We start from the raw sequence: 20,140 nt of genomic DNA on the forward strand, positions 1-20,140 counted from the left end.
CGCCACTCCTCGGTGCGCAGGTCGAGCGCGAGCAGGACCGGGCCCTCGGGGTGCGCGCCCAGCACGGTGGTCGGCCGCCCGCGCCCGGCTCGCGGTGCGGGGGCCTCGTCGAGCAGCCGTACGGACCGCAGCCGCCCGGTGATCTCGGTCGCCAGCCCGCTGGCCAGTTGCAGCTCGCCGACCATGGCGGCGCGCGTGCCACCGGGGTTGCGGCGCACCCAGGCGAGCACCTGTGCGGCGGTGTGCCACCGGGCCGCACCGGCCCGCAACCGTGCAGTACTTGCCATGACCATGGGCTACCGCCTTATCCTCGGGGTACGAGAATAATCATCCGGACGCCGGACGAGGAGATGCGAGTGGACCTGACCAGTATCGAGGCGGTGCTCTTCGACATGGACGGCACCCTCGTCGACTCCGACGCCGCCGTGGAGCGCGCGTGGGCCACGTGGGCCGGAGAGTACGGCGCCGACATCGCCGCGGTACTGGCCGTGGCCCATGGCGCGCCGGCGGAGCGTACGGTCCGGATCGTCCGCCCGGATCTCGACGACGCCGGGGTCGCGGCCGCGGCGGCACGCCAGCTGGAGCTGCAGTACGACGACCTGTCCGACGTCGTCCCCACGCCCGGTGCCGGCGCGCTGCTCGCCGGCCTGCGGCTGCCGTGGGCCGTGGTGACGAGCGCCGACGTCCGGCTGGCCAAGGCCCGGCTGGGCGCGGCCGGCATCGACGCGCCGGTGCTCGTCACGGTCGAGGACATCTCCGCCGGCAAGCCGGACCCGGAAGGGTACCTGCGCGGCGCGTCCCTGCTGGGCGTGGCGCCGTCGCGCTGCCTGGTCGTGGAGGACGCCGAGGTGGGCGTGGCCGCGGGACGGGCCGCGGGTGCCGTCGTCGCCGCACTGAAGGGTGTCGACGGCGACCTGTCGATCCGTGACGTGGGCGAGCTGATCCCGCTGCTGGGCCGATGACCGCCGGCGTCTCGTCCTCCGGTGAGCGCGCCGCCCCGGACGACGTCCGCGGCGGCGGCGGTGCGGTCGTGCGGCAGGCGGCGCTCGCGCAGGGGTCGATCGGCTTCGCGATCACCGGGCTCGGCGCCTGCCTGGTGCTGCTGGCGCAGGATCTCCAGGTACGTCCCGAGCAGCTCGCCTGGCTCCCGACCACCTTCGGCGCGGGGCTGCTCGCGGTGGCGCCGATCGGGCCGTCCCTGCTGCGGCGCGGTTCGCGACCGGCGCTCGTGGGCGGGGCACTGCTCATCGCGGCGGGCGCGATCCTGCTGGCGACCGCCACGACAGTGCCCGTGGCCGCGGCCGGGGCCCTGCTGCTCGGCGTCGGGGGCGCGGCGTTCGTGCTCGTGACGCCGGCCATGCTCGCCGGACCCTCCGCCGCCGGACGCCTCACCACGGTGATCGGCCTGTCCAGCGCGGCGTCGGTCGTGGCACCGCTGGCGATCGGAGGCTGGGACACGACCGGCATCGGCACCGGGCGGCTGGCGCTCCTGCTGGTGGTGCCGCCCCTGGCCATGCTGATCGCCGACGCCTGCCGCCGACCGGTGCCCCTTCCCCCCGCGGCGGGCACATCACCGGCCTCGGCTGTGTCCTGGCCGGTGGCCCGGCGCTGGGCAGTCGTGGTGCTCGCCGTGTCGGTGGAGTTCTGCTTCACGATCTGGGGCGTGGCGCGGCTGACGGGCGCCGGCGCGAGCACGGGCGCGGCGGCCCTGCTCGGTACGGCCTTTCCCTTCGGCATGGCCTGCGGCCGGCTGGCGGGCCCCTGGCTGCTGTCCCGGCTGCCGGTCGTCGTGACCGGCGCGCTGGTGACCGGGGTCAGCACCCTCGCCGTCGTCGTTGCCGGCTCCCCCGCGCTCGTGGCGGCGGGGCTCGCCGGGGCCGGGCTGGGCGTCGCCACGTTGTATCCCGTGACGCTCGCCCGGCTCGTCGCCACGCCGGGGCTGTCCCGCGCGCACGCCGCCTCCGTCGGCGCCTTCGCCTCGGGCACGGCGATCGTGGCCGCCCCGGCAGCCCTCGCACGGCTGGCCGACGTGGCCGACCTGCGGCTGGCCTACCTCGTGACGCTCCCCCTGCTCGCGGCGATGCTGCTCCTGCACCGCCGCGACTGACCGTCCCCAACCGCGGGAAGCCGTCCCGCATCGATGCACCGCCGCGACTGACCGCTCCCGGTCGCTCCCAACCGCGGGAAGCCGTCTCGGGTCGACGCAACGCCGCACCCGGCCGCTCCCGGTCGCTCCCAACCTCGGGAAGCCGTCCCGGGGCGATGCACCGCCGCGCCCGGCCGCTCCCTACTGCGGGAAGCCGTTCGGGTCGACGTCGCTGGTGGAGGCGTTGCCGCCGACGACCGGGGTGAGCGTGATCGTCCAGATGGAGGAGCTCGTCGACGTCGTCGTGAACTTGAACGTGTCGTCGAACTTGCTGAAGTTGCAGCCGCGGGTGAAGCCCTTCTCGGCCGCGTTCCAGTCCTCGCCCGACGCCGTGTACACGCGGTAGGTGCCGTCCTTGATCCCCTTCACGGTGTACGTGCCGCCGCCCCGGACATACACGGTGAAGGCGGCCTTGTTGTTCTTCACCAGGGAGATCGTGGTGTCCTCGGCGCCGTTGACGATCTTCAGGTGGCCGAGGCCGCTCGTCGTGGCACGCTTCTTGACATAGGTTCCGGTCTTGAGGCGGCGGTTCTGCTCCTTGGGGGCGGCGGGGAGGAACGTCCCGAACTTGTACGCGACGTCGGCCTCGGACAGCTTCTTCACGTCCTCGCGCAGGCTGTCCGCCCAGCCGGAGGTGAGCACCGTCGCGTACGGGGAGGCCGCCGGGCACGATTGCCGGGCGCCCGCCGTGTCCTCGATCATGTCCCCGAGGCTCTCCAGCTCGGAGGCGACCTGGGCGTGGACGCTCTCCGTGCCGGTGGGCGGCGCCACGGCCCGGAGCTTGCCGGCCTCCGCGCGGATGCTGCTCGCGGCGGCGGGGGCGGCCTTGGCGAAGGCGCTCGTGTCGCCGGTGTTCAGCTTTCCGAAGGTCGACTTGAGCGCCTGGTCGGAGCTGGTGAGCAGCTGGGCGTACTGCTCGGGGGACAGCGCCGCCGCCGTGCTCGGAGTGGCCTCGGCGGTGGCCGTCACCCGGGTGTCGTTCGCGGCGGCGGTCGTGTCGTCGTCGTCACCGCCGAAGACGCTACGGGCGACGCCGCAGCAGCCCACGACGAGCAGGGATGCCACCGCGACGCCGACGATCAGGCCGGTCTTGCCGGACTTCTTCGCGGGCGGCGTGGACCCGGCGAACGGAGACGGCGGCCCGTACGGCCCCGCCGGCGGCGCTCCGTAAGGCCCGGCCGGCGGCGTCCCGTAAGGCCCGGCCGGCGGCGTCCCGTAGGGCCCGGCGGGCGACGTCTCGTAGGGCCCGGCGGACGGGGTCCCGTAGGGCCCGGCCGGCGGGGTCCCGTACGGCCCGGGCGGCGTCGCGCCGGGCAGTGGGAAACCCGCGGGGCTCGCGCCGGGCGCCGTCGCGCCAGGCGGCGGGAAACCGGCGGGGCTCGCGCCGGGCGGCGGGAAACCGGCGGGCGGGTAGCCGGGAGCCGGGTATCCGGACGTCGGGAAGGCGGGCGGCGGCGGGAAGCCCGCGTCCGGCGTCACACGCACGGTGACGTCCATCGGACCCTGCGGAGTCTCGACGCGGAGCACGGCACCGTCCATCGTGCCCGGTGGCACGGGCACCGCGATCTGCCCGGCGGCCGGCGTCCAGACCGTCGCGGTGGTGCCCGCGACTGCCGCGGCCTGCGGAACCTCGATCGTGGCGCTGTTGAAGCTGTGCTCCCCCGTCATACCCAGGAGTATGGCCGAGCGGGCGCCCGGTTGGCTGCCCGGGATCAGTCACAAACTCGGCACGGACCGGCGCTTCGGGCGTACCCGGGGGATTGGTGAATTTTGCCCCCGCCCGGCCGGCCGGGGCGGCACGTCCGATGAGTGGATCAAGGTCCGCCCGGGTGGCGGATCGGACGCCACCCGAGGGGCGGACCGTCAGGCTGTGATCAAGAACATGGCGCCCACGCCCAGCAGGACGAGCAGCAGCATGCCGATGAGCAGGACGCGCTCGGAGGCGTCGGCGGTGTCGGTGGTGGTTACGGTCCTGGTCAGGGGCTCGGTCGTCATGGGTGTGTCCTTCGACGCGTGGCGGTCGGCTCGGGATGCGGCGGCCCGGGGTGCGGCCTACGGTGAGGGCGTCGTCGACCTCGGAGGATTGGCCGTGCCACCGGAAAAGCAGGAACACGAGGACTGGTTCCTGACCGCCGACGAGCGGGACAACCCTGACTCGGAGATACCCACCTGGTCCGGGGGAAACACGGCCGAGCCGCTGATTCACGGAAAAACGTATTTCGACCGGTTGGTGACGGAAGTGGAAGCGCTGGGTGAAGGAGATCACCTCTTCTTCACCGACTGGCGCGGCGACCCCGACGAGCGGATGCGTGACGAAGGTCCCACGATCACCCGGCTCTTCGCGGACGCCGCGCGCCGGGGCGTGATCGTCAAGGGCCTGTTGTGGCGCTCGCACGTCGACAAGCTCGCCTACAGCGAGGAGGAGAACCGCAACCTCAGCGAGGAGATCGCGGACGCGGGCGGCGAGGTCCTGCTCGACCAGCGCGTACGCCGTGGCGGGTCGCACCATCAGAAACTGGTCGTGCTGCGGCATCCCGCCGAGCCCGAGCGTGACATCGCCTTCGCCGGGGGCATCGACCTGTGCCACAGTCGCCGCGACGACGAGCAGCACCGCGGCGACCCGCAGGGCCTGGCCATGAACAAGGCGTACGGCGACAATCCGCCCTGGCACGACGTGCAGCTCGCGCTGCGCGGCCCGGTCGTCGGCGTGCTGGATCTCACCTTCCGCGAGCGGTGGAACGATCCGACGCCGCTCGACCAGCACGGTCCGATCTCCACGGTCACGGACGAGCTCAAGCACGCCGACCTGCGGGCCGACCGGCTGCCCGACAGGCTGCCGGACCCGCCCGAGTGCGGGCCGCACGCGATCCAGGTGCTGCGGACCTACCCGTCGATGCGCCCGCCCTACCCCTTCGCGCGCAACGGCGAGCAGACGATCGCCCGCGGCTACACGAAAGCCATCAAACGGGCGCGGCGGCTGATCTACCTCGAGGACCAGTACCTGTGGTCGACCGAGGTCGCACAGCTGTTCGCGGAGGCGCTCAACAGCAACCCGGAGCTGCACCTCATCGCGGTCGTGCCCCGCCACCCCGACGTCGACGGCCGCTTCGCGCTCCCGCCCAACCAGATCGGCCGCGAGGAGGCGATCTCGCTGTGCCGGCGGGCCGCCCCGGACCGCGTCCACGTGTTCGACGTCGAGAATCACGAGGGCACGCCGGTCTACGTCCACGCCAAGGTCTGCGTCATCGACGACGTCTGGGCCAGCGTGGGCAGCGACAACTTCAACCGTCGCTCGTGGACGCACGACAGCGAGTTGTCGTGCGCCGTCCTCGACCCGACCCGCGACGAGCGCGAGCCGGTCGACCCCGCGGGCCTGGGCGACGGTGCCCGCGTCTACGCCCGCGACCTGCGGCTGGCCCTGCTGAGCGAGCACCTCGACAGGGCCGACGCCACCGAGCTCATCGACCCCGAGGCAGCGGTACGAGCAGCGCGCGCCACGGCCGACGCCCTGCGCGACTGGCACAAGGGTGGCCGCCAGGGCGACCGCCCGCCGGGTCGCCTGATGCCCCACGAAACGGGAAAGCTCCCGTGGTACCAGCGCCTGTGGGCCCTCCCCGCCTACCGCCTGATGTACGACCCCGACGGCCGCTCCTACCGGGACCGCCGCAACGGCGTCTGGTGACCTGCCGCCGCCCGAGGTCAGGGCATGGGTAGTGCCAGGTCTACCCGGGATGTACATCTCGCGGGCTGTCGGGGGCCAGGGGCGTGGACCTAGCGTGACCGTGTGTCCACATTCCCCGCGTTGCTCGACCGCCGTTACCTGGTCACGGCCCAGCCGTGGCGTGCCCTGCTCTACATCGCGACCACCCTTCCGTTCGCCGCGCCCGTCGCCTTCGTGACCTGGATGCTCGCGCTGCCCTACGCCGCCACGCTGGGCTGGCTCAGCGAGGGGCGTGCTCCGACGCGTACCCTGCTGGTCCTCATGGTCGTCGCCCTCCTCGGCTGGGTCGCCTTCGGCCCGCTGCTGGCCGTGCCGCTGGGCGCCGTCGAGCGGGCGCGGCTGGCCCTGATCGACCCGCGCCCGCTGCCGTCGCCGCACCGGCCCGTGCCGCAGGACCCGATCGCCTGGCTCCGCACCCGCTACACCGAAACCGCCACGTGGCGCGAGGTCATCTACGCGATGGTCCTCGGGTTGACCGTCCCCGCCGCGTACGCGCTGATCGCCTTCCTCACGGTGCTGGACGTGGCCTTCGTGCTCAGCCCGCTGCTCGCCACGGGCGGCTCGGCGGACTGGACCATCGGCGTCTACACCGTGGACAGTTTCGGCGAGTCGGTCGTCTTCGCCGTGCTCGGCCTGCTGCTCGCCCCGGCGCTGGTCTACCTGCTCGGCGCGGTCGCGACGGGTCAGGCGGCCGTGGCGCGGGCGCTGCTCGGCGACCGCACCGGGGTGCAGCTGCGCGAGGTCGCCCGCTCCCGGGCCCGTCTCGCCGACGCCTTCGACCTCGAGCGCCGCCGCATCGAGCGGGACCTGCACGACGGTGCCCAGCACCGGCTGACCAGCCTGACGCTGCACCTGGGCATGGCGAAGCTGGATGTACCGGACGATTCTCCCGCCGCCGAGCCGCTGGGCCGCGCCCACGAGCAGGCGAAGGAGCTGATGGTCGTGATGCGCGACCTCATCCACGGCATCCGCCCGCAGCAGCTGACCGATCTCGGCCTGCCCGCCGCCCTGCGCGAACTGGCCGGCCGCTCGCCGATCCCGGTCGCGGTGACCGTCACGGACGGCGTCCCACGGCCGAGCGAGCAGCTTGAGGGCACGGCCTACTTCGCCGCGTCGGAGGCCCTCGCCAACGTGGTCAAGCACGCCGGTGCCACCCGCGCCGACGTCCTGCTCACCCGCGCCGGCAACGTGCTCATTCTCGAAGTGCGCGACGACGGTCATGGCGGTGCCGATCCCGCCGGGGGCACCGGGCTCACGGGCCTCGCCGACCGGGTGGCCGCCGCCGGTGGCAGGCTGCTGCTGTCGAGCCCGCCCGGTGGCCCCACCCTGGTTCGCGTGGAACTGCCGAGCGCCGCATGACCACAGTGGTGCTCGCCGAGGACGGTGTCCTGCTGCGCGAGGGGCTGGCTCAGATGCTGCCCCGCTTCGGCTTCGAGGTGGCCGCCGCGGTCGCCGACGCCGACGAACTGGTCGCGGTGGTCGCCGAGCACCGCCCCGGCCTGGTCGTCACCGACATCCGGATGCCTCCGACCTTCCGCGACGAGGGACTGCGCGCCGCCGTGGCCCTGCGCCGCGTCCGGCCTGCCCTGCCCGTCGTGGTCCTGAGCCAGTACGTCCAGGACGAGTACGCCACCACCCTCCTCGCCACCGGCGACGGCAAGGCGGTCGGCTATCTCCTGAAGGACCGCGTCGCCGACGTGCAGGACTTCGCCGGCTCGCTCCACCAGGTCGCCGCCGGCGCCACCGTCATCGACCCCGAGGTCGTCCGCCGCCTGCTGCAGCGCCCGCCCGACCCGCTGGCCGCCCTCTCCCCGCGCGAGCACGAGGTCCTCGCCCTGGTCGCCGAGGGCCACTCCAACTCCGCCATCGCCGGCCGCCTCTTCGTCACCGAGGCCGCGGTCGCCAAGCACGTCGGCAGCATCCTCGCCAAACTGAACCTCCCGCCCGCCGAGGAAACCAACCGCCGTGTCCTGGCCGTCCTGACCTACCTGCGCGCCTGACCTGGCGCGCACCGCCCCGTTCAGGAGGGGCCGTGGCTCCTCGCGCGGGGACGCAGCTCCCATTCCGCCGGATACCAGATCGGCGTCCCGGGCTCGTCCGTCAGCGACATCCGGATCTGCCACGCCCCTGTCGACGGTCGTCCCGTCGCCTCCCATCGGTCCAGCACCTCCTTCGCCTCTCTCGCGTACCGTGCCGGGTCCTCTCCCCCTGCCAGCACCGACCCGTCGGGCAGGATCACCGCCCCGCCGGTTCCTGTCTCGTCCAGCAGCACCAACGGGTTCTGCGACTGGCCGCTGAGCGGCATCTGCGTGGCCCTTTCATGCCACACCCCCGCGGCATACTGCAGGTCCCGATAGCGGGCCGCCTCCAGGGCGCCGGCCCACCGCGCCGGTGCCACCACGTCCAGCCGGTCGCCGTTGCTCTGGGCCAGCGGCGCGGGATGGCTCCTCGGGTGCCGAGCCAGCAACGGCCCCGCCGCACTCATGAATCCGGACGAACACACCACCTGCGCAACGACACGCTCCTCGTCCCCGGCGGCGACCTGCCGGGCGACCAGCACCGGATGCGTTCCGGCGTGCTCGACCGGTGCCACCACCAGTCCGTCTCCCACCTGCTCGAACCACCGCGGCGACAGCCCCGAGACGCCGACGGTCACGATCACCCGGGCGAACGTCTCCCCCGGCGATCCCGCATAGCCGTCCCCGGCCAGCACCCGCACCCCGTCGACGCCGGCCCGCTCCAGCGCGGCGCGGGCCCGGTCGGCCACGTCCTCCTGCACGTCCACACTGGTCACCTCGGCGCCCAGTGCCCGCAGCAGCGCGGCGTTGTATCCGGTCCCGGCTCCGATCTCCAGCACGCGCTGCCCGGGCCGCACGTCGAGCGCCTCCAGCATGATCGCCATCAGCGACGGCTGGCTCGACGAGCTCACCGGCATGCCGCCGGCGACCTTGGTGACCAGGACGTCGTCCTGGTACACCGACTCGAGGAACCCGGCACTGCCCGGCAGCGCCCACGTGCCGTCCCGCCGCTGGAAGCCGTCGGTCACGAACGCCTCCCGGGGCACCGACGCGAAGGCCGCGGCCAGCTCCGGCGGCAACGGTCCCCCGTCCCGCTCGATCTTCGCCACGAACCGCCGCCCCAGGTCAGCCACGCCTCCACCGTAGGACCCCCGCCTGCCCTCCGGGTGTCACCCGGCCGATCCGCCCCGCCCGGGCCGCACCTTCCCGCGCCATCCCAGCAGCATCTCCGGGACGGGCACCCCGAACACGATCATGACGTCCCCACCGCCGCCACGGCCGCGCGCAGCCGGTCAGGCACGTCACTCTCGTGATAGGGCCGTTCCGACGGCTCGATGTGATCGAGGAAGTCCTGGTAGATCGCCGCCGAGTGCAGGGCCGCCACCGGGCGGAACAGCGCCAGCGCCGTCTCGGGGTCACACCCGGGCACCGACTCGCGCCAGCGGGCCGCCCACTCTGCGAGCAGCTGCGGCTGCTCCGGCAACCCGTCGGTGAGCCGCAGGATGTCGAACGCCGGATGCCCGACGACCGAGTCGCCCCAGTCCACGATCACCCGGCTCGTCGCGGTCGTCCGGACGTTGCCTCCGTGCAGGTCACCGTGCACCAGGGTGTCCGGCACACCGCACGCCTCGATCGCGGCCAGCCGCGCGGGCAGCTCGTCCATGAGGTCCGTGAGCCCGCCGACGGTCTCGAGCCACGGCTCCGCCACCCGGGCGAAGCGGTCGCTCTCCCTGCGGCGGTCGGGCACCCCGGCGGCGAGCAGCTCCTCCGTCCGCCCGGCGAACTCCGCCTGCACGCGATGGAAGTCCCGGGCCACCACGGCGCACAGCTCGGCCCCGCTGCCGTAACGGTCCTCGCCCGGAACGTGTGCCAGCAACGAGCGACCGGCCTCCCCCACGGCCAGCACCTCGGGGACGAGCCCGGGCGCCACCCCGTCGACCAGGCGCAGCACCGCCGGCTCGTGCGCGAAGAACCACGGCACCTGCTTGAGCCACGCCACCGGGCTCCCCGCCATCTCGATGCGCCACAGCGCCGACAGATTCCACGTGCGTTGCTGCACCGCCACGGCATCGCCCGGGCCAAGCGCCTCGAGGGCCCACGCCAGCGAGGCGGCCGGGCCGCCGGGCACGGCCCACGGCGCACGCCTCGGCTCCGGCGCCAGGTCGGCCGGACCGACGGCGGTCACCGACTCGAAGGGGTCCAGCGCCACACTGATCTCGCCGTGTGCCTGCGCGAGATAGACGACCTCACCACCGGGTGGTGCGGGCCGGTCCGCGGCGAGCAGGCGCAAGAGGGTCACCGTCACGCCGTGCTTGAGGCGGGCGGCCTCGACCACGTCCGACGCTTCCTGCCACCAGGGCAGCTCCACCTCGAACGAGGGCAGAGCTCCGAGAATGCCGCCCGTCCGGTCGACGAGCACGAGAGTCACGTTGCGGTTCATGCCAGGGAAGCTAGCCCCTCGGACCGGTCCTTGGCCGGTGCACGAATCGCGCCTGTGGATAACTTTCCGGCACGTCCGGAGCGCCTGTGGACAACTTCGGGCCTCCTCCCGGAATCGGTCTAACGTCGCTGCCACGACCGACGCACGGGAGGAGCAGTGATGAGCCGAGTCTCAGGTGGTGGCCTCGTAACGGACCTGCAGCGCCGGTCCGTCCGCCCGACCGTGCAGGCGCAGCCGGGCCATGCCTCCGTCCGGGAAGATGTCGAGGCGCACGTGCGTCGCGGTGGGCACGACGGGGATCGCGAAGCGGTGCCGGGTGTCCGGGTTCAGGCGCACCTGCGGCAACAGCTCGAACCAGTCGGCAGGGTCGTCGAGCAGGCCGATGCGCGCGTCGATGCCGCGCAGGGTGGCGCTGCCGGGGGCATTGCCCTTGAAGTGGCTGGTGTCCAGTTCGGCCAGTTCGATGACGGCCGGGGTGGCCAGCTGCACGAGGACCCAGTCGTTGCCGTCGTCCCGGCGGCGCGAGGTCTCCCAGCCGTCGCCCATCGATCGGGCCAGCCCGGGGTTGATCATGTTCTGCGGATGGCCGTAGAACATGTTGCTGCAGCTGGCGATCCGCGCTCCGTGCTCGGCCGCGGCGACGTCGAAGACACTGGGCAGCAGCATGGGGTCGGGCACCGGCTCGCCGTGCACCCGCAGCCGGGCTACGCCGCCGTCGGGATAGATGCTGAGACGCACGTGGGTGAAGCGTCGGCGGGCGTCGACGGCGAAGAGGTTCTGGCTGTCCCCGGCCAGCGGCGACCGCGGCACCAGCGGCTCCCAGTCCGCCGCGACCAGCTGGGCCACGTCGGGATAGCCGTCGACCGCGCAGCCCTCGACCGAGGCGAAGGGCGGATAGTTGCCGGTGAAGAAGGCCGTGTCGATGTCGACGCCGTGCACCACGCCCGGCGCGCCGAGCCGGACGATCGCCGTGTCGTGGCCGGGTTCCCGCCGGCGCCGGGTCTCCCAGCCGTCGTAGACCTGGCCCTTCTGGCCGAAGGTCCGCGGCGCGAAGACCGGCGCGGCCGGGTCGACCAAGTGGTCCGCGGCGGCGAAGAACTCGTCGTTCGCGTGCACCACCCCGCCGCCGAAGACGCGCGACGCGAGGTCGGGCAGGAGCGTGAAGTCTTCCATCAGGAGTCCTCCCGGGTGAGGAACCGGCCGCGCGGCTCGGCTCCGGTCACGACCTGCCCGCGCAGCCAGGTGGTGCGGACATGACCGGTCAAAGTCTTTCCGGCGTACGGCGTGACGGGGTTGCGGTGGTGCAGCTCCGCCGGATCGACCCGGAACGTGGCATCGGGGTCGAAGGCGACGAGGTCCGCGTCGGCGCCCACCTCGAGGCGTCCCTTGGCGCTCAGCCCGACCAGATCGGCGGGTCGCCGGGCCATCCACGTCACCACGTCGGCGAGGCTGTGCCCCCGGCCGCGGGCGGCCGTCCACACGACGGGCAGCCCGAGCTGCACCGACGCGATGCCGCCCCACGCCGCGGCGAAGTCGCCGGTGTCCTGCCGCTTCAGCTCGGGGGTGCAGGGCGAGTGGTCGCTCACGACGCAGGTGATGAGGCCGTCGGCGAGGGCTGCCCAGAGCCGGTCGCGGTTGGCGCTGTCCCGGATCGGCGGGCAGCACTTGAACTCGGTGGCGCCGCTGGGCACCTCGGCGGCGTCGAGGGTCAGGTAGTGCGGGCACGTCTCGGCGGTCACCCGGACACCCTCGGCGCGCGCGGCCGCGATCAGCGGCAGCGCGGAGGCGGCCGAGAGGTGCAGGATGTGCACGCGCGCCCCTGCCGCACGGGCGGCGGCAATCGCGGTGGCCACGGCGGCGTGCTCGGCGTCCGGCGGGCGGGAGGCGAGGAAGTCCGAGTAGGTGGCGGAGGAAGCCGCCTCGTGCAGGTGCTCGGGGTCCTCGGCGTGGATCACGAACTGGGCGTCCACCGCGGCCAGCGCCTCGGCGAGCTGGGCGGCGTCCAGCGGGGGGAACTCGGGGACGCCCGAGTCGGCCAGGAAGGCCTTGAAGCCGTAGACGCCCGCGCCGTGCAGGGCGGGCAGCTCGGAGGCGTTGCCCGGGATCGCGCCGCCCCAGAAGCCCACGTCGACGTGGATCTGGCCGGCCGCCGCCTTGCGCTTGATGTCGAGGGCCTCCACCGAGACCGTCGGCGGCAGGCTGTTGAGCGGCATGTCCACGATGGCGGTGACACCCCCCGCCGCGGCGGCCCGGGTGGCGGTGGCGAAGCCTTCCCATTCCGTACGCCCGGGCTCGTTGACGTGCACATGGGTGTCGACGATCCCGGGCAGCAGCGCGAGCTCCCCGAGGTCGACGTCCTCGGCGGCGGGCAGCTCGGCTGCGTACCCGTCGACAGCGACAATCTTTCCGGACCGGACCGACACGGCAGCCGGGCGCACGCCGTCGGGGGTGACAGCGCGGCGGGACCGCACGACGAGATCGTCCATGGATCTGACATTAGTGCCCCAGCGTTGCCGGGCGGTCACGTCGCGCGAAGCTCCGCGTTCCTAGATCAAAGCCAGCAGCTCCTCCCGGCTGAAGCCCACGGTGTCGGCCGAGAGGGCGCCGCAGTCGATCCCGCGCAGCAGATAGTTCGCCAGCGCGCGGGCCGTGGCGGGCTCGTCCAGGATGCCGCCGGACTGCCGGTCGAGATAGCGGCGCAGGCGCTGGACCGCGGCGTCCATGCCGTCGGCGAAGAACGCGTAGGTCGCCGCGAAGCGCGTGGGCAGCTGCGCCGGATGCAGATCCCAGCCCTGGTAGTAGCCGCGTTCCAGCGAGCGGCGCACCAGGCGGTGATGCAGTGCCCACGCCTCGTGCACCGCGACGTCCGTGCCGACGGGCAGGATGTTGGTGGAGCCGTCCGAGAGCCGGACGCCCGTGCCCGCCGCGGCCGCCTGCATGACCGCCTTCGCGTAGTCGGCGACCGGGTGATCCATCGCCTGATGGGCCGCGGCGACCCCGGCGGCGGCGCTGTAGTCGTACGTGCCGTAGTGCAGGCCCGTGCAACGGCCGGCGGCGGCGGTGATGAGCCGCGCCACGGTCGCTCCCCCGTCGGCGCCGAGCACCGCCGCCGGCAGCTCGACCTGGATCTCGAAGCGGAGGGTACGGGCGTCGAGGCCGTACGCGTCCTCCAGCCGCTCGCAGAGGGCGACCATCGCGGCGACCTGGTCCACGCCGCTGACCTTGGGCAGCGTGACGATGAAGGGGTCCGGGTAGTGGGTCAGCCACAGGTCGAGGGTCCGCAGCGCGCGGTGACGGGTCGGCGCCTCGAGCGATTTGATCCGCAGCCCGAGGAAGGGCGGCCGGGAACCGTCGAGCAGCACCGCGGCCGCCTGCTTGACGGCCGCGTCCTCCTGGTCGTCGTCGCGGACGCCGTAGCCGTCCTCGAAGTCGACGCGCAGGTCCTCGATCGGCTCGGTGGCGAGCTTGGCGCGCACACGCTCCTCGAGCGCCGCCGGGAAGGGCACCGGCGGATGCTGGTCCAGGACGTCGAGCGCCAGCGTGCCCCACTCGCGGAAGCCGGCGATCCGGTCGGCGGGGATGTAGACGGTGTGCACCGGCTGCCGGACCGGCCGCTCCCCGGGATAGCGCTCGCGGAGGAACGAGTCGTGGGCGGCGAGCCGCCCGTCGAGCCGGGCGTAGTCGTCGTCGGTGAGCCGCACGGGTCAGTCGATCGCGTCGTAGGCGGCGGTCGTCAGGAAGTCGGCGAAGTCGTCCGCCAGCGCCACCCGTTCGAAGAGCTTGCGGGCCTCGTCGAAGCGGTTGCCCGGCGCCTGGTCGATGGCGGCCAGCTCCTCGTCCTCGAGCCGCCGGACCAGCTCGGCGGTGATCGGGGTCCCGTCGTCGAGCGTCACGCCGTTGTGGATCCACTGCCACACCTGCGAGCGCGAGATCTCGGCCGTGGCGGCGTCCTCCATCAGGTTGAAGATCGCCACGGCGCCGTTGCCGCGCAGCCACGCCTCCAGGTACTGCAGGGCCACGGAGACGTTGGAGCGCAGGCCCGCCTCGGTCACGGCCCCGCCGGTGGCGGACACGTCGAGCAGCTGGGCGGCCGTCACCTCGACGTCGTCGCGGCGGCGGTCCAGCTGGTTGGGGCGGTCGCCGAGCGTACGATCGAAGATCTCGCGGCAGACCGGGACGAGGTCGGGGTGGGCCACCCAGGAGCCGTCGAAGCCGTCGCCGGCCTCGCGCTCCTTGTCCTCGCGGACCTTGGCGAGGGCGACCTCGTTGACCTGCGGGTCACGGCGGCTGGGAATGAAGGCCGCCATGCCGCCCATGGCGAAGGCGCCGCGCTTGTGGCACGTCTTGACGAGCAGCTCCGTGTAGGCGCGCATGAACGGCGCCGTCATGGTGACCGCCGCCCGGTCGGGCAGGACCATCGCCGGGTTGTCGCGGAAGTACTTGATGATGCTGAACAGGTAGTCCCAGCGGCCCGCGTTGAGACCGGCGATGTGCGGGCGCAGGGCCCACAGGATCTCGTCCATCTCGAACGCGGCCGGGATCGTCTCGATCAGCACCGTCGCGCGGATGCTGCCCTGCGGGATGCCGAGCGCGTCCTGGGCGTAGGTGAAGACGTCGTTCCACAGCGCGGCCTCGAGGTGGGACTCCATCTTGGGCAGATAAAGGTACGGGCCGCTGCCGCGCTCGATCAGCTCGGCGGCGTTGTGGAAGAAGTAGAGCCCGAAGTCGACGAGCGCGCCCACGGCCGGCTCGCCGTCGACCGTCAGGTGCCGCTCGTCCAGGTGCCAGCCCCGGGGCCGCATGACGATCGTCGGGTAGGGCCCGTCGCCGAGCTCGTACGTCTTCTTCTCGGTCTCGAGCCTGATGGTGCGGCGGATCGCGTCGTAGAGATTCTGCTGGCCGTCGACGACGTTGGCCCAGTGGGGCGTGTTCGCGTCCTCCAGGTCGGCCAGCCAGACCTTGGCGCCGGAGTTCAGGGCGTTGATCGTCATCTTGCGCTCGGTCGGGCCCGTGATCTCCACCCGCCGGTCGGTGAGCGCGGGCGGGGCGGGCGGCACCGTCCAGTCCCCGGCGCGGATCTCGGCCGTCTCGGGCAGGAAGTCGAGGCTGCCTCCGGCGGCGATGTGCGCCCGGCGCTCGGCCCGGCGGGCGAGCAGCTCGTTGCGGCGTGGCCGGAAGCGCTTGTTCAGCTCTTCGACGAACGCCACGGCGTCGGCGGACAGGATCTCAACCACGAGCGACTCCCTTCGGCGGGGCTTCCCTCGTACGTTATCGGTCCGGCGACCACCGCGCCGCCGCTGCCTCAAAGACGGCCCGCCCCCACACCGCCGCTGCCGGCCGTACGGGGAGGCGCCGGGGCGAACGGGGGCCGGACACGGCGATGGCCCCCGCGGGGAAACGGGGGCCATCGTGTTACCGGGGAACGGGGGTTCGTGCTCCAGGGATCAGAAGGTCGGCGTGGTGCCGCACTTGGCCTTCTGGGTGAGGCAGATCTTGACGAGGTCGGACAGCTTCTCGGGGTCCCAGGCGTTCATGAAGTCGCCGTGGATGGAGGAGGCCATGCCGGAGGAAAGCTTCAGCCCGTCGCCGCCGAGGGTGTCGTAGTTGAGCATGAAGGACAGGTTCGGTACGGCCACCGGGTAGTCGCCCTGGCACTTGCCGTTGACCGCGTTGCCCATGTGCGACTTGTGGTCGGGCGAGTCGATGTGCTTGCCGTCCCAGCAGTCCTTGAAGGTGAGCTGGTAGATCAGGTGGCCGCCGCCGCACTTGGGCCAGTTGCCGTCGGCGCTGCGGCCGACCTCGCCGCCGGTGCACCAGAACTGGCCGTTCTTGCCGGCCGGGGTGGCCTCCTGCAGCTTCGCGTCGCCCTGGACGATGCGCAAGCCGGGCGGGAAGGGCTTCATGTCCGAGGGGTCGGGCAGCCGGGATCCGTAGTAGACCCGGAAGCTCTCCATCGGCACGACCTTGCCGTTCTGGGTCAGCGTCGGCGCCCAGTAGGCACTGAAGTCGCCGGGGGCGTCACAGGTCGTGGTCTTGCCGGCCAGCAGCTGCTCGTTCGTGGTGTTCGCATCGACCTTGGGGCCGAAGAAGGTGTGGTTGTGCGAGGCGCCCGTCATCTTGGGGAAGACGATCGGGTCGTCGTCGGCGTAGCCCGAGACCTTGCAGTTGGTCTGGAACTCCGCCACGCGGACGGCGTTGGCGGGGACCGGCTTGAGCTGCACGGAGTTGAAGTAGTCCAGCTCCTTCTGCCAGGCCGCCTGGTCGACCGGCACCCAGCCGCCGGCCGAGGAGCTCGACGACGCGGAGGGGGCGGCGGACGAGGGCGCGGCGGAGGAGGGAGCCGCCGAGGAGGGCGCGGCGGAGCCGGGCGCCGTGGAGGCCGTGGTCGCCGGGCCGAAGGTGAACCAGTTGACGTTCACGAAGTCGGAGCGCGACTTGCTCTTCATCACGGCGAAGAGGGTCTGCTTGCCGGCCGGGACCGACGCGGCCTTGGCGCTGACGGTCGTCCAGGTCTGCCAGCCCTTGGTGTTCGCCACCGGGAAGGTGGCCAGCAGCGTGCCGGTCTGCGAGCCCTGCCGGATCTCGATCGAGCCGCCCTCGGTGTTGTTCGAGGCGACCCGGGCGGTCCAGGCGGCCCCGGTCACGGCCACGTTGTCGTAGCGCATCCAGTCGCCGCTGGTCAGCCAGCCGACGTTCTTGCCGCCGTCCTTGTCGCCGGTGCCCTCGGTCTGGGCGCCGGAGTTGGCGGCGTAGGACTCGGCCTGCACGCGGCCCGGGACGGTCACCTCGTCGGCGCTGGCGCCGGCGATGTAGACGCCGCTGCCACCCAGCGCCACGGCGATCGCGGACGCGAGAGAAATGCGAGTGATGCGCCGGCGCTTCTTTCTCGGGTCCGGCGGGGCCACGTGGGCGGGGGCTGGTGTCCGCATGGTGAATCCTTGTCGGTTGAAACGTCCCGTGCTGTGCCGCGACAGAGTATGCGCAGGCCAGAGGGCTTGTTTCAACTCGCGGAAGAAGACTTAAGACGGCCCCGGAATTCGCCGCAGGTGGCCGCGATCCCGCCATTCGATAACAGTTTTGCGGCCCACCAGTCTTATGTCTTCCTTAAATACGCTGAGTCAGTCCTGCATCAACTTACGGTGGGCATGCCGGGCGCGCCGGGCCAGCGCCGCAGCGTCCGCGTGGACCAGCTCGCCGCGCTCGACAACCGGCCGCCCGCCGACCAGGGCCAGCTCCACCGGCGCCGCCGGACCGAGCACGAGCGCCGCGACCTTGTCCTCGATGCCGGCGTGCCCCAGCCCGTCGAGGCGCCACAGCACGAGATCGGCCAGCTTGCCCACCTCGATGCTGCCGATGTCGTCCTGCCGCCCGAGACAGCGCGCCCCGCCCATCGTGCCCAGGCGCAACGACTCCCGGGCCGTCATCGCCGCCGGGCCGCCCCGCGACCGCGCCGTGTAGAGCGCCTGGCGCAACTCCTCGCCCAGGTGCGCCGCCTCCTGCGACGCCGAGCCGTCCACGCCCAGCCCCACCGGGACCCGCGCGTCGAGCAGCTCCCGCACCCGGGCCATGCCGGCCCCGAGCCTGGCGTTCGAGCTCGGGCAGTGCGCGACGCCCGTACCCGTCGCACCCAGCCGGGCCACGGCGGCGTCGTCAAGGTGGACGCCGTGCGCGAGCCAGACGTCGGTCCCCAGCCAGCCGAGCCGCTCGGCGTACTCGACGGGGGTGCAGCCGAAGCGCTCCCGGCAGAAGTCCTCCTCGTCGTCGGTCTCGGCGAGGTGCGTGTGCAGCCGGACGCCCTTGTCCCGGGCCAGCGCCGCGGCCTCGGTCATCAGCGTGGACGTGACCGAGAAGGGCGAGCAGGGCGACACCCCGACCCGCAGCATCGACTCCGGGGACGGGTCGTTCCAGCGGTCGATCGCCGAGGCGGTGGCGGCCAGCGCCGCGTCGGTCTTCTCGACCACGTGGTCCGGCGGCAACCCGCCCTGCGACTGGCCGAGGTCCATCGAGCCGCGCGTCGGATGGAAGCGCAGCCCGATCTCCCGGGCTGCCTCGATCTCGGCCGCGAAGACGTCGCCGCCGTCGCGCGGGAAGACGTAGTGGTGGTCCATGCTCGTCGTGCAGCCGGACAGCGCGAGCCAGCCCAGCCCGGCAGCGGCGGCGGCGCCGACCGTGTCCGCGTCGATGCGCCCCCAGATCGGATAGAGCGTCGTCAGCCAGCCGAAGAGCGTCTCGTCCTGCGCCAGCCCGCGGGTCGCCCACTGGTAGAGGTGATGGTGGGTGTTGATCAGCCCGGGCGTCACGAGGCAGCCCGTGCCGTCGACGCGGCGGGCCGAGCCGTCGTGCGGGCCGGCCGGACCCGGGCCCACGGCGACGATGCGCCCGTCGTCGCCGACCACCACGTGGCCGTCGGTGTGCTCGGTGCCCGCGGCGTCCACCGTCGCCACGGCGACGTTCTCGATGACGATCATGCGAACCACGGTGCCAGGGCCGGCGCGGCGTCGTCGCGGGTCACGGTGCCTTCGATCAGCCCGTACGGCCGGTCGCCCGCGATGAACACCTCACCGGGATTCTCCAGGTCGAACGGCGAGAGGTCGGCCAGATAATGATGCTTGTTCGGCAACGCCAGCCGGATCTCCGCGACCTCGGGACGGTCCTCGAGCACGCGCGTGCCCATGGCGTACAGGGTCTGCTGCAGCGAATAGCTGTACGTGGTCACGAACGCGTGCACCATCGCATCCTTGACCTTCTCGAACGACTCCGCCCACGACCCACCGGACGAGGCGTGCCGCCACCGGGCGTCGACGGCGGTGGCGAGGATCCGATCGGTCGCCTCGGGCAGCGTCGTGTACCGGTCGCGCGCGAACCCGTGGAACTCCGAGTCGGTCGTGTTCATCACCACGAGGTCCCGGATGCCCGACACCACCTGCGCCTGCGACTCGGTGACGTCCACGAGCGCCGTACGCACGAAGTCCCCCGAGCGGCGGAACGAGTGCGGGCCCAGGCGCTCCCACCCGTACGCCTCGATCGTGATCCTGGCATGCGTGATCTGCGGCTGCGTCCCGACGAAGTGCCGGCCCAGCAGGAGCGCGAAGTCCTCGGGCTCGCCGGCGCCGTGCTCGCGCGCGAAGGCGTACACCGTGTTCTTCATCGTGTCCGTCGGCAGCACGCCGCTGTTGTCCCCGGTCAGGTGCGTGGCCGCGAGGTCGCCGGCGAGCGCGACGCTCACGTTGAGGTCGGCCAGCCCGTGCCTGTCGCCGTCCCGCGTGACCCGCACGAGCCGGGTCTCCGCCTTGCCGTATCGGTGGGGTCCCAGCACGATCGCCACGCGTCAGCTCCCTCGGTAGGTGGTGTAGCCGAACCTGCTCAGCAACAACGGCACGTGATAGTTCCGGTTGGTGTCCCGGACGCGGAAGGTCACCGTCGCGAGCGGGAAGAAGGCGTCCGCCCCGAGGTAGGACGCCACGTCGAAGTCGAGCCGGTAGTCGCCCGCCTCGGCGGCCTCGAAGCGCAACCGCCCGTCCCCGTCGGTCACGCCGAAGCCGGCGAGGGGTTCCAGCCCGACCGGGACCCCGGCCGCCGGCGAGCCGGTCGCCGTGTCGAGCACATGGGTCGAGATGTGGAAGGGCACCAGCCGCGCCAGCCGCAGTCGTGCGATCTTCCCGAGCTCCCCGGCGACCTCGAGCCGCTCGGCGGCGGCGTCGGAGGCCAGCCGCCGGCGCGCCGCCGCCAGGATCTCCGCCTGCGACTTCCCGCTGGCGAAGATCAGGAACACGTGCCCGAACCGGTCCTCGTACGCCCGGTTGGCCGCCAGAAGC

General features: G+C 72.7%; 17 protein-coding genes and 1 pseudogene. 5 read left to right on the forward strand and 13 right to left on the reverse strand.

What is annotated here, in order from left to right; translation table 11 throughout:
* Positions 1-287: pseudogene (locus RBH18_RS35520) on the reverse strand (XylR family transcriptional regulator); the annotation flags it as partial.
* 69 nt (positions 288-356) lie between these two features.
* Here RBH18_RS35520 and RBH18_RS35525 point away from each other — a divergent pair.
* The gene (locus RBH18_RS35525) at positions 357-962 is read left to right on the forward strand and encodes an HAD-IA family hydrolase (RefSeq protein WP_306214877.1); all 606 of its coding nucleotides are present in this window, start codon (positions 357-359) and stop codon (positions 960-962) included.
* A complete protein-coding gene (locus tag RBH18_RS35530; RefSeq protein WP_306214878.1) occupies positions 959-2,107 on the forward strand; it encodes an MFS transporter in 1,149 nt (382 codons plus the stop codon). The genes RBH18_RS35525 and RBH18_RS35530 overlap by 4 nt, the downstream gene beginning before the upstream one ends.
* Positions 2,108-2,287: 180 nt before the next feature.
* Here the strand turns inward: RBH18_RS35530 and RBH18_RS35535 are convergent, their stop codons facing one another.
* Together RBH18_RS35535 and RBH18_RS35540 are read right to left on the reverse strand one after the other, a co-directional pair.
* Positions 2,288-3,814 carry a hypothetical protein gene (locus tag RBH18_RS35535; RefSeq protein ID WP_306214879.1) on the reverse strand — a complete coding sequence of 509 codons (1,527 nt, stop codon included), beginning with the start codon at positions 3,812-3,814 and terminating at the stop codon, positions 2,288-2,290.
* Positions 3,815-4,009: 195 nt separating this feature from the next.
* Positions 4,010-4,141 (reverse strand): hypothetical protein, encoded by a 132-nt coding sequence (locus tag RBH18_RS35540; RefSeq protein WP_306214880.1) that lies wholly within the window; start codon positions 4,139-4,141, stop codon positions 4,010-4,012.
* A gap of 94 nt (positions 4,142-4,235) precedes the next feature.
* On the opposite strand from RBH18_RS35540, the gene RBH18_RS35545 reads away from it, so the two are divergent.
* The 3 genes from RBH18_RS35545 to RBH18_RS35555 all read left to right on the forward strand — a co-directional run bounded on the left by RBH18_RS35545 (position 4,236) and on the right by RBH18_RS35555 (position 7,867).
* The gene (locus RBH18_RS35545; protein ID WP_306214882.1) at positions 4,236-5,828 is read left to right on the forward strand and encodes a phospholipase D family protein; all 1,593 of its coding nucleotides are present in this window, start codon (positions 4,236-4,238) and stop codon (positions 5,826-5,828) included.
* Between the two features lie 102 nt (positions 5,829-5,930).
* On the forward strand, positions 5,931-7,226 hold the full coding sequence (locus RBH18_RS35550) for a sensor histidine kinase (protein ID WP_306214883.1): 1,296 nt from the start codon (positions 5,931-5,933) through the stop codon (positions 7,224-7,226).
* The gene (locus RBH18_RS35555; protein ID WP_306214884.1) at positions 7,223-7,867 is read left to right on the forward strand and encodes a response regulator; all 645 of its coding nucleotides are present in this window, start codon (positions 7,223-7,225) and stop codon (positions 7,865-7,867) included. The genes RBH18_RS35550 and RBH18_RS35555 overlap by 4 nt, the downstream gene beginning before the upstream one ends.
* A 20-nt stretch (positions 7,868-7,887) precedes the next feature.
* Here the strand turns inward: RBH18_RS35555 and RBH18_RS35560 are convergent, their stop codons facing one another.
* The 10 genes from RBH18_RS35560 to uraH all read right to left on the reverse strand — a co-directional run.
* Entirely contained in the window at positions 7,888-9,018 is a 1,131-nt protein-coding gene (locus tag RBH18_RS35560) for a protein-L-isoaspartate O-methyltransferase family protein (RefSeq protein WP_306214885.1), read from the reverse strand.
* A gap of 119 nt (positions 9,019-9,137) precedes the next feature.
* Positions 9,138-10,325: a phosphotransferase gene (locus RBH18_RS35565; protein WP_306214886.1), complete on the reverse strand. Its 1,188-nt coding sequence runs from the start codon at positions 10,323-10,325 to the stop codon at positions 9,138-9,140.
* 171 nt (positions 10,326-10,496) lie between these two features.
* Entirely contained in the window at positions 10,497-11,498 is a 1,002-nt protein-coding gene (gene alc / locus RBH18_RS35570; RefSeq protein WP_306214887.1) for an allantoicase, read from the reverse strand.
* Positions 11,498-12,811, reverse strand: coding sequence for an allantoinase AllB (allB, locus tag RBH18_RS35575; protein ID WP_306214888.1), 1,314 nt, complete (start codon positions 12,809-12,811; stop codon positions 11,498-11,500). The genes alc and allB overlap by 1 nt, the downstream gene beginning before the upstream one ends.
* A 60-nt stretch (positions 12,812-12,871) precedes the next feature.
* On the reverse strand, positions 12,872-14,026 hold the full coding sequence (locus RBH18_RS35580; protein WP_306214889.1) for a DUF6986 family protein: 1,155 nt from the start codon (positions 14,024-14,026) through the stop codon (positions 12,872-12,874).
* A 3-nt stretch (positions 14,027-14,029) separates the two neighbouring features.
* Positions 14,030-15,559 carry a malate synthase A gene (aceB, locus tag RBH18_RS35585; protein WP_306214890.1) on the reverse strand — a complete coding sequence of 510 codons (1,530 nt, stop codon included), beginning with the start codon at positions 15,557-15,559 and terminating at the stop codon, positions 14,030-14,032.
* A 210-nt stretch (positions 15,560-15,769) separates the two neighbouring features.
* Entirely contained in the window at positions 15,770-17,254 is a 1,485-nt protein-coding gene (locus RBH18_RS35590) for a DUF1996 domain-containing protein (RefSeq protein ID WP_306214891.1), read from the reverse strand.
* 189 nt (positions 17,255-17,443) lie between these two features.
* A complete protein-coding gene (locus RBH18_RS35595; RefSeq protein ID WP_306214892.1) occupies positions 17,444-18,793 on the reverse strand; it encodes an 8-oxoguanine deaminase in 1,350 nt (449 codons plus the stop codon).
* Positions 18,790-19,650 (reverse strand): factor-independent urate hydroxylase, encoded by an 861-nt coding sequence (pucL, locus tag RBH18_RS35600; RefSeq protein WP_306214893.1) that lies wholly within the window; start codon positions 19,648-19,650, stop codon positions 18,790-18,792. The genes RBH18_RS35595 and pucL overlap by 4 nt, the downstream gene beginning before the upstream one ends.
* 3 nt (positions 19,651-19,653) lie before the next feature.
* A partial coding sequence (gene uraH, locus RBH18_RS35605) for a hydroxyisourate hydrolase (RefSeq protein ID WP_306214894.1) occupies positions 19,654-20,140 on the reverse strand: 487 nt, incomplete at its 5' end.

Source organism: Actinoplanes oryzae (assembly GCF_030757795.1).
Lineage (GTDB): Bacteria > Actinomycetota > Actinomycetes > Mycobacteriales > Micromonosporaceae > Actinoplanes.

Coding starts and splice junctions, on each gene's coding strand:
- RBH18_RS35530 (WP_306214878.1), top strand. CDS start 959: ATGACCGCCGGCGTCTCGTCCTCCGGTGAGCGCGCCGCCCCGGACGAC.
- RBH18_RS35535 (WP_306214879.1), bottom strand. CDS start 3,814: ATGACGGGGGAGCACAGCTTCAACAGCGCCACGATCGAGGTTCCGCAG.
- RBH18_RS35540 (WP_306214880.1), bottom strand. CDS start 4,141: ATGACGACCGAGCCCCTGACCAGGACCGTAACCACCACCGACACCGCC.
- RBH18_RS35555 (WP_306214884.1), top strand. CDS start 7,223: ATGACCACAGTGGTGCTCGCCGAGGACGGTGTCCTGCTGCGCGAGGGG.
- RBH18_RS35565 (WP_306214886.1), bottom strand. CDS start 10,325: ATGAACCGCAACGTGACTCTCGTGCTCGTCGACCGGACGGGCGGCATT.
- alc (WP_306214887.1), bottom strand. CDS start 11,498: ATGGAAGACTTCACGCTCCTGCCCGACCTCGCGTCGCGCGTCTTCGGC.
- allB (WP_306214888.1), bottom strand. CDS start 12,811: ATGGACGATCTCGTCGTGCGGTCCCGCCGCGCTGTCACCCCCGACGGC.
- RBH18_RS35590 (WP_306214891.1), bottom strand. CDS start 17,254: ATGCGGACACCAGCCCCCGCCCACGTGGCCCCGCCGGACCCGAGAAAG.
- RBH18_RS35595 (WP_306214892.1), bottom strand. CDS start 18,793: ATGATCGTCATCGAGAACGTCGCCGTGGCGACGGTGGACGCCGCGGGC.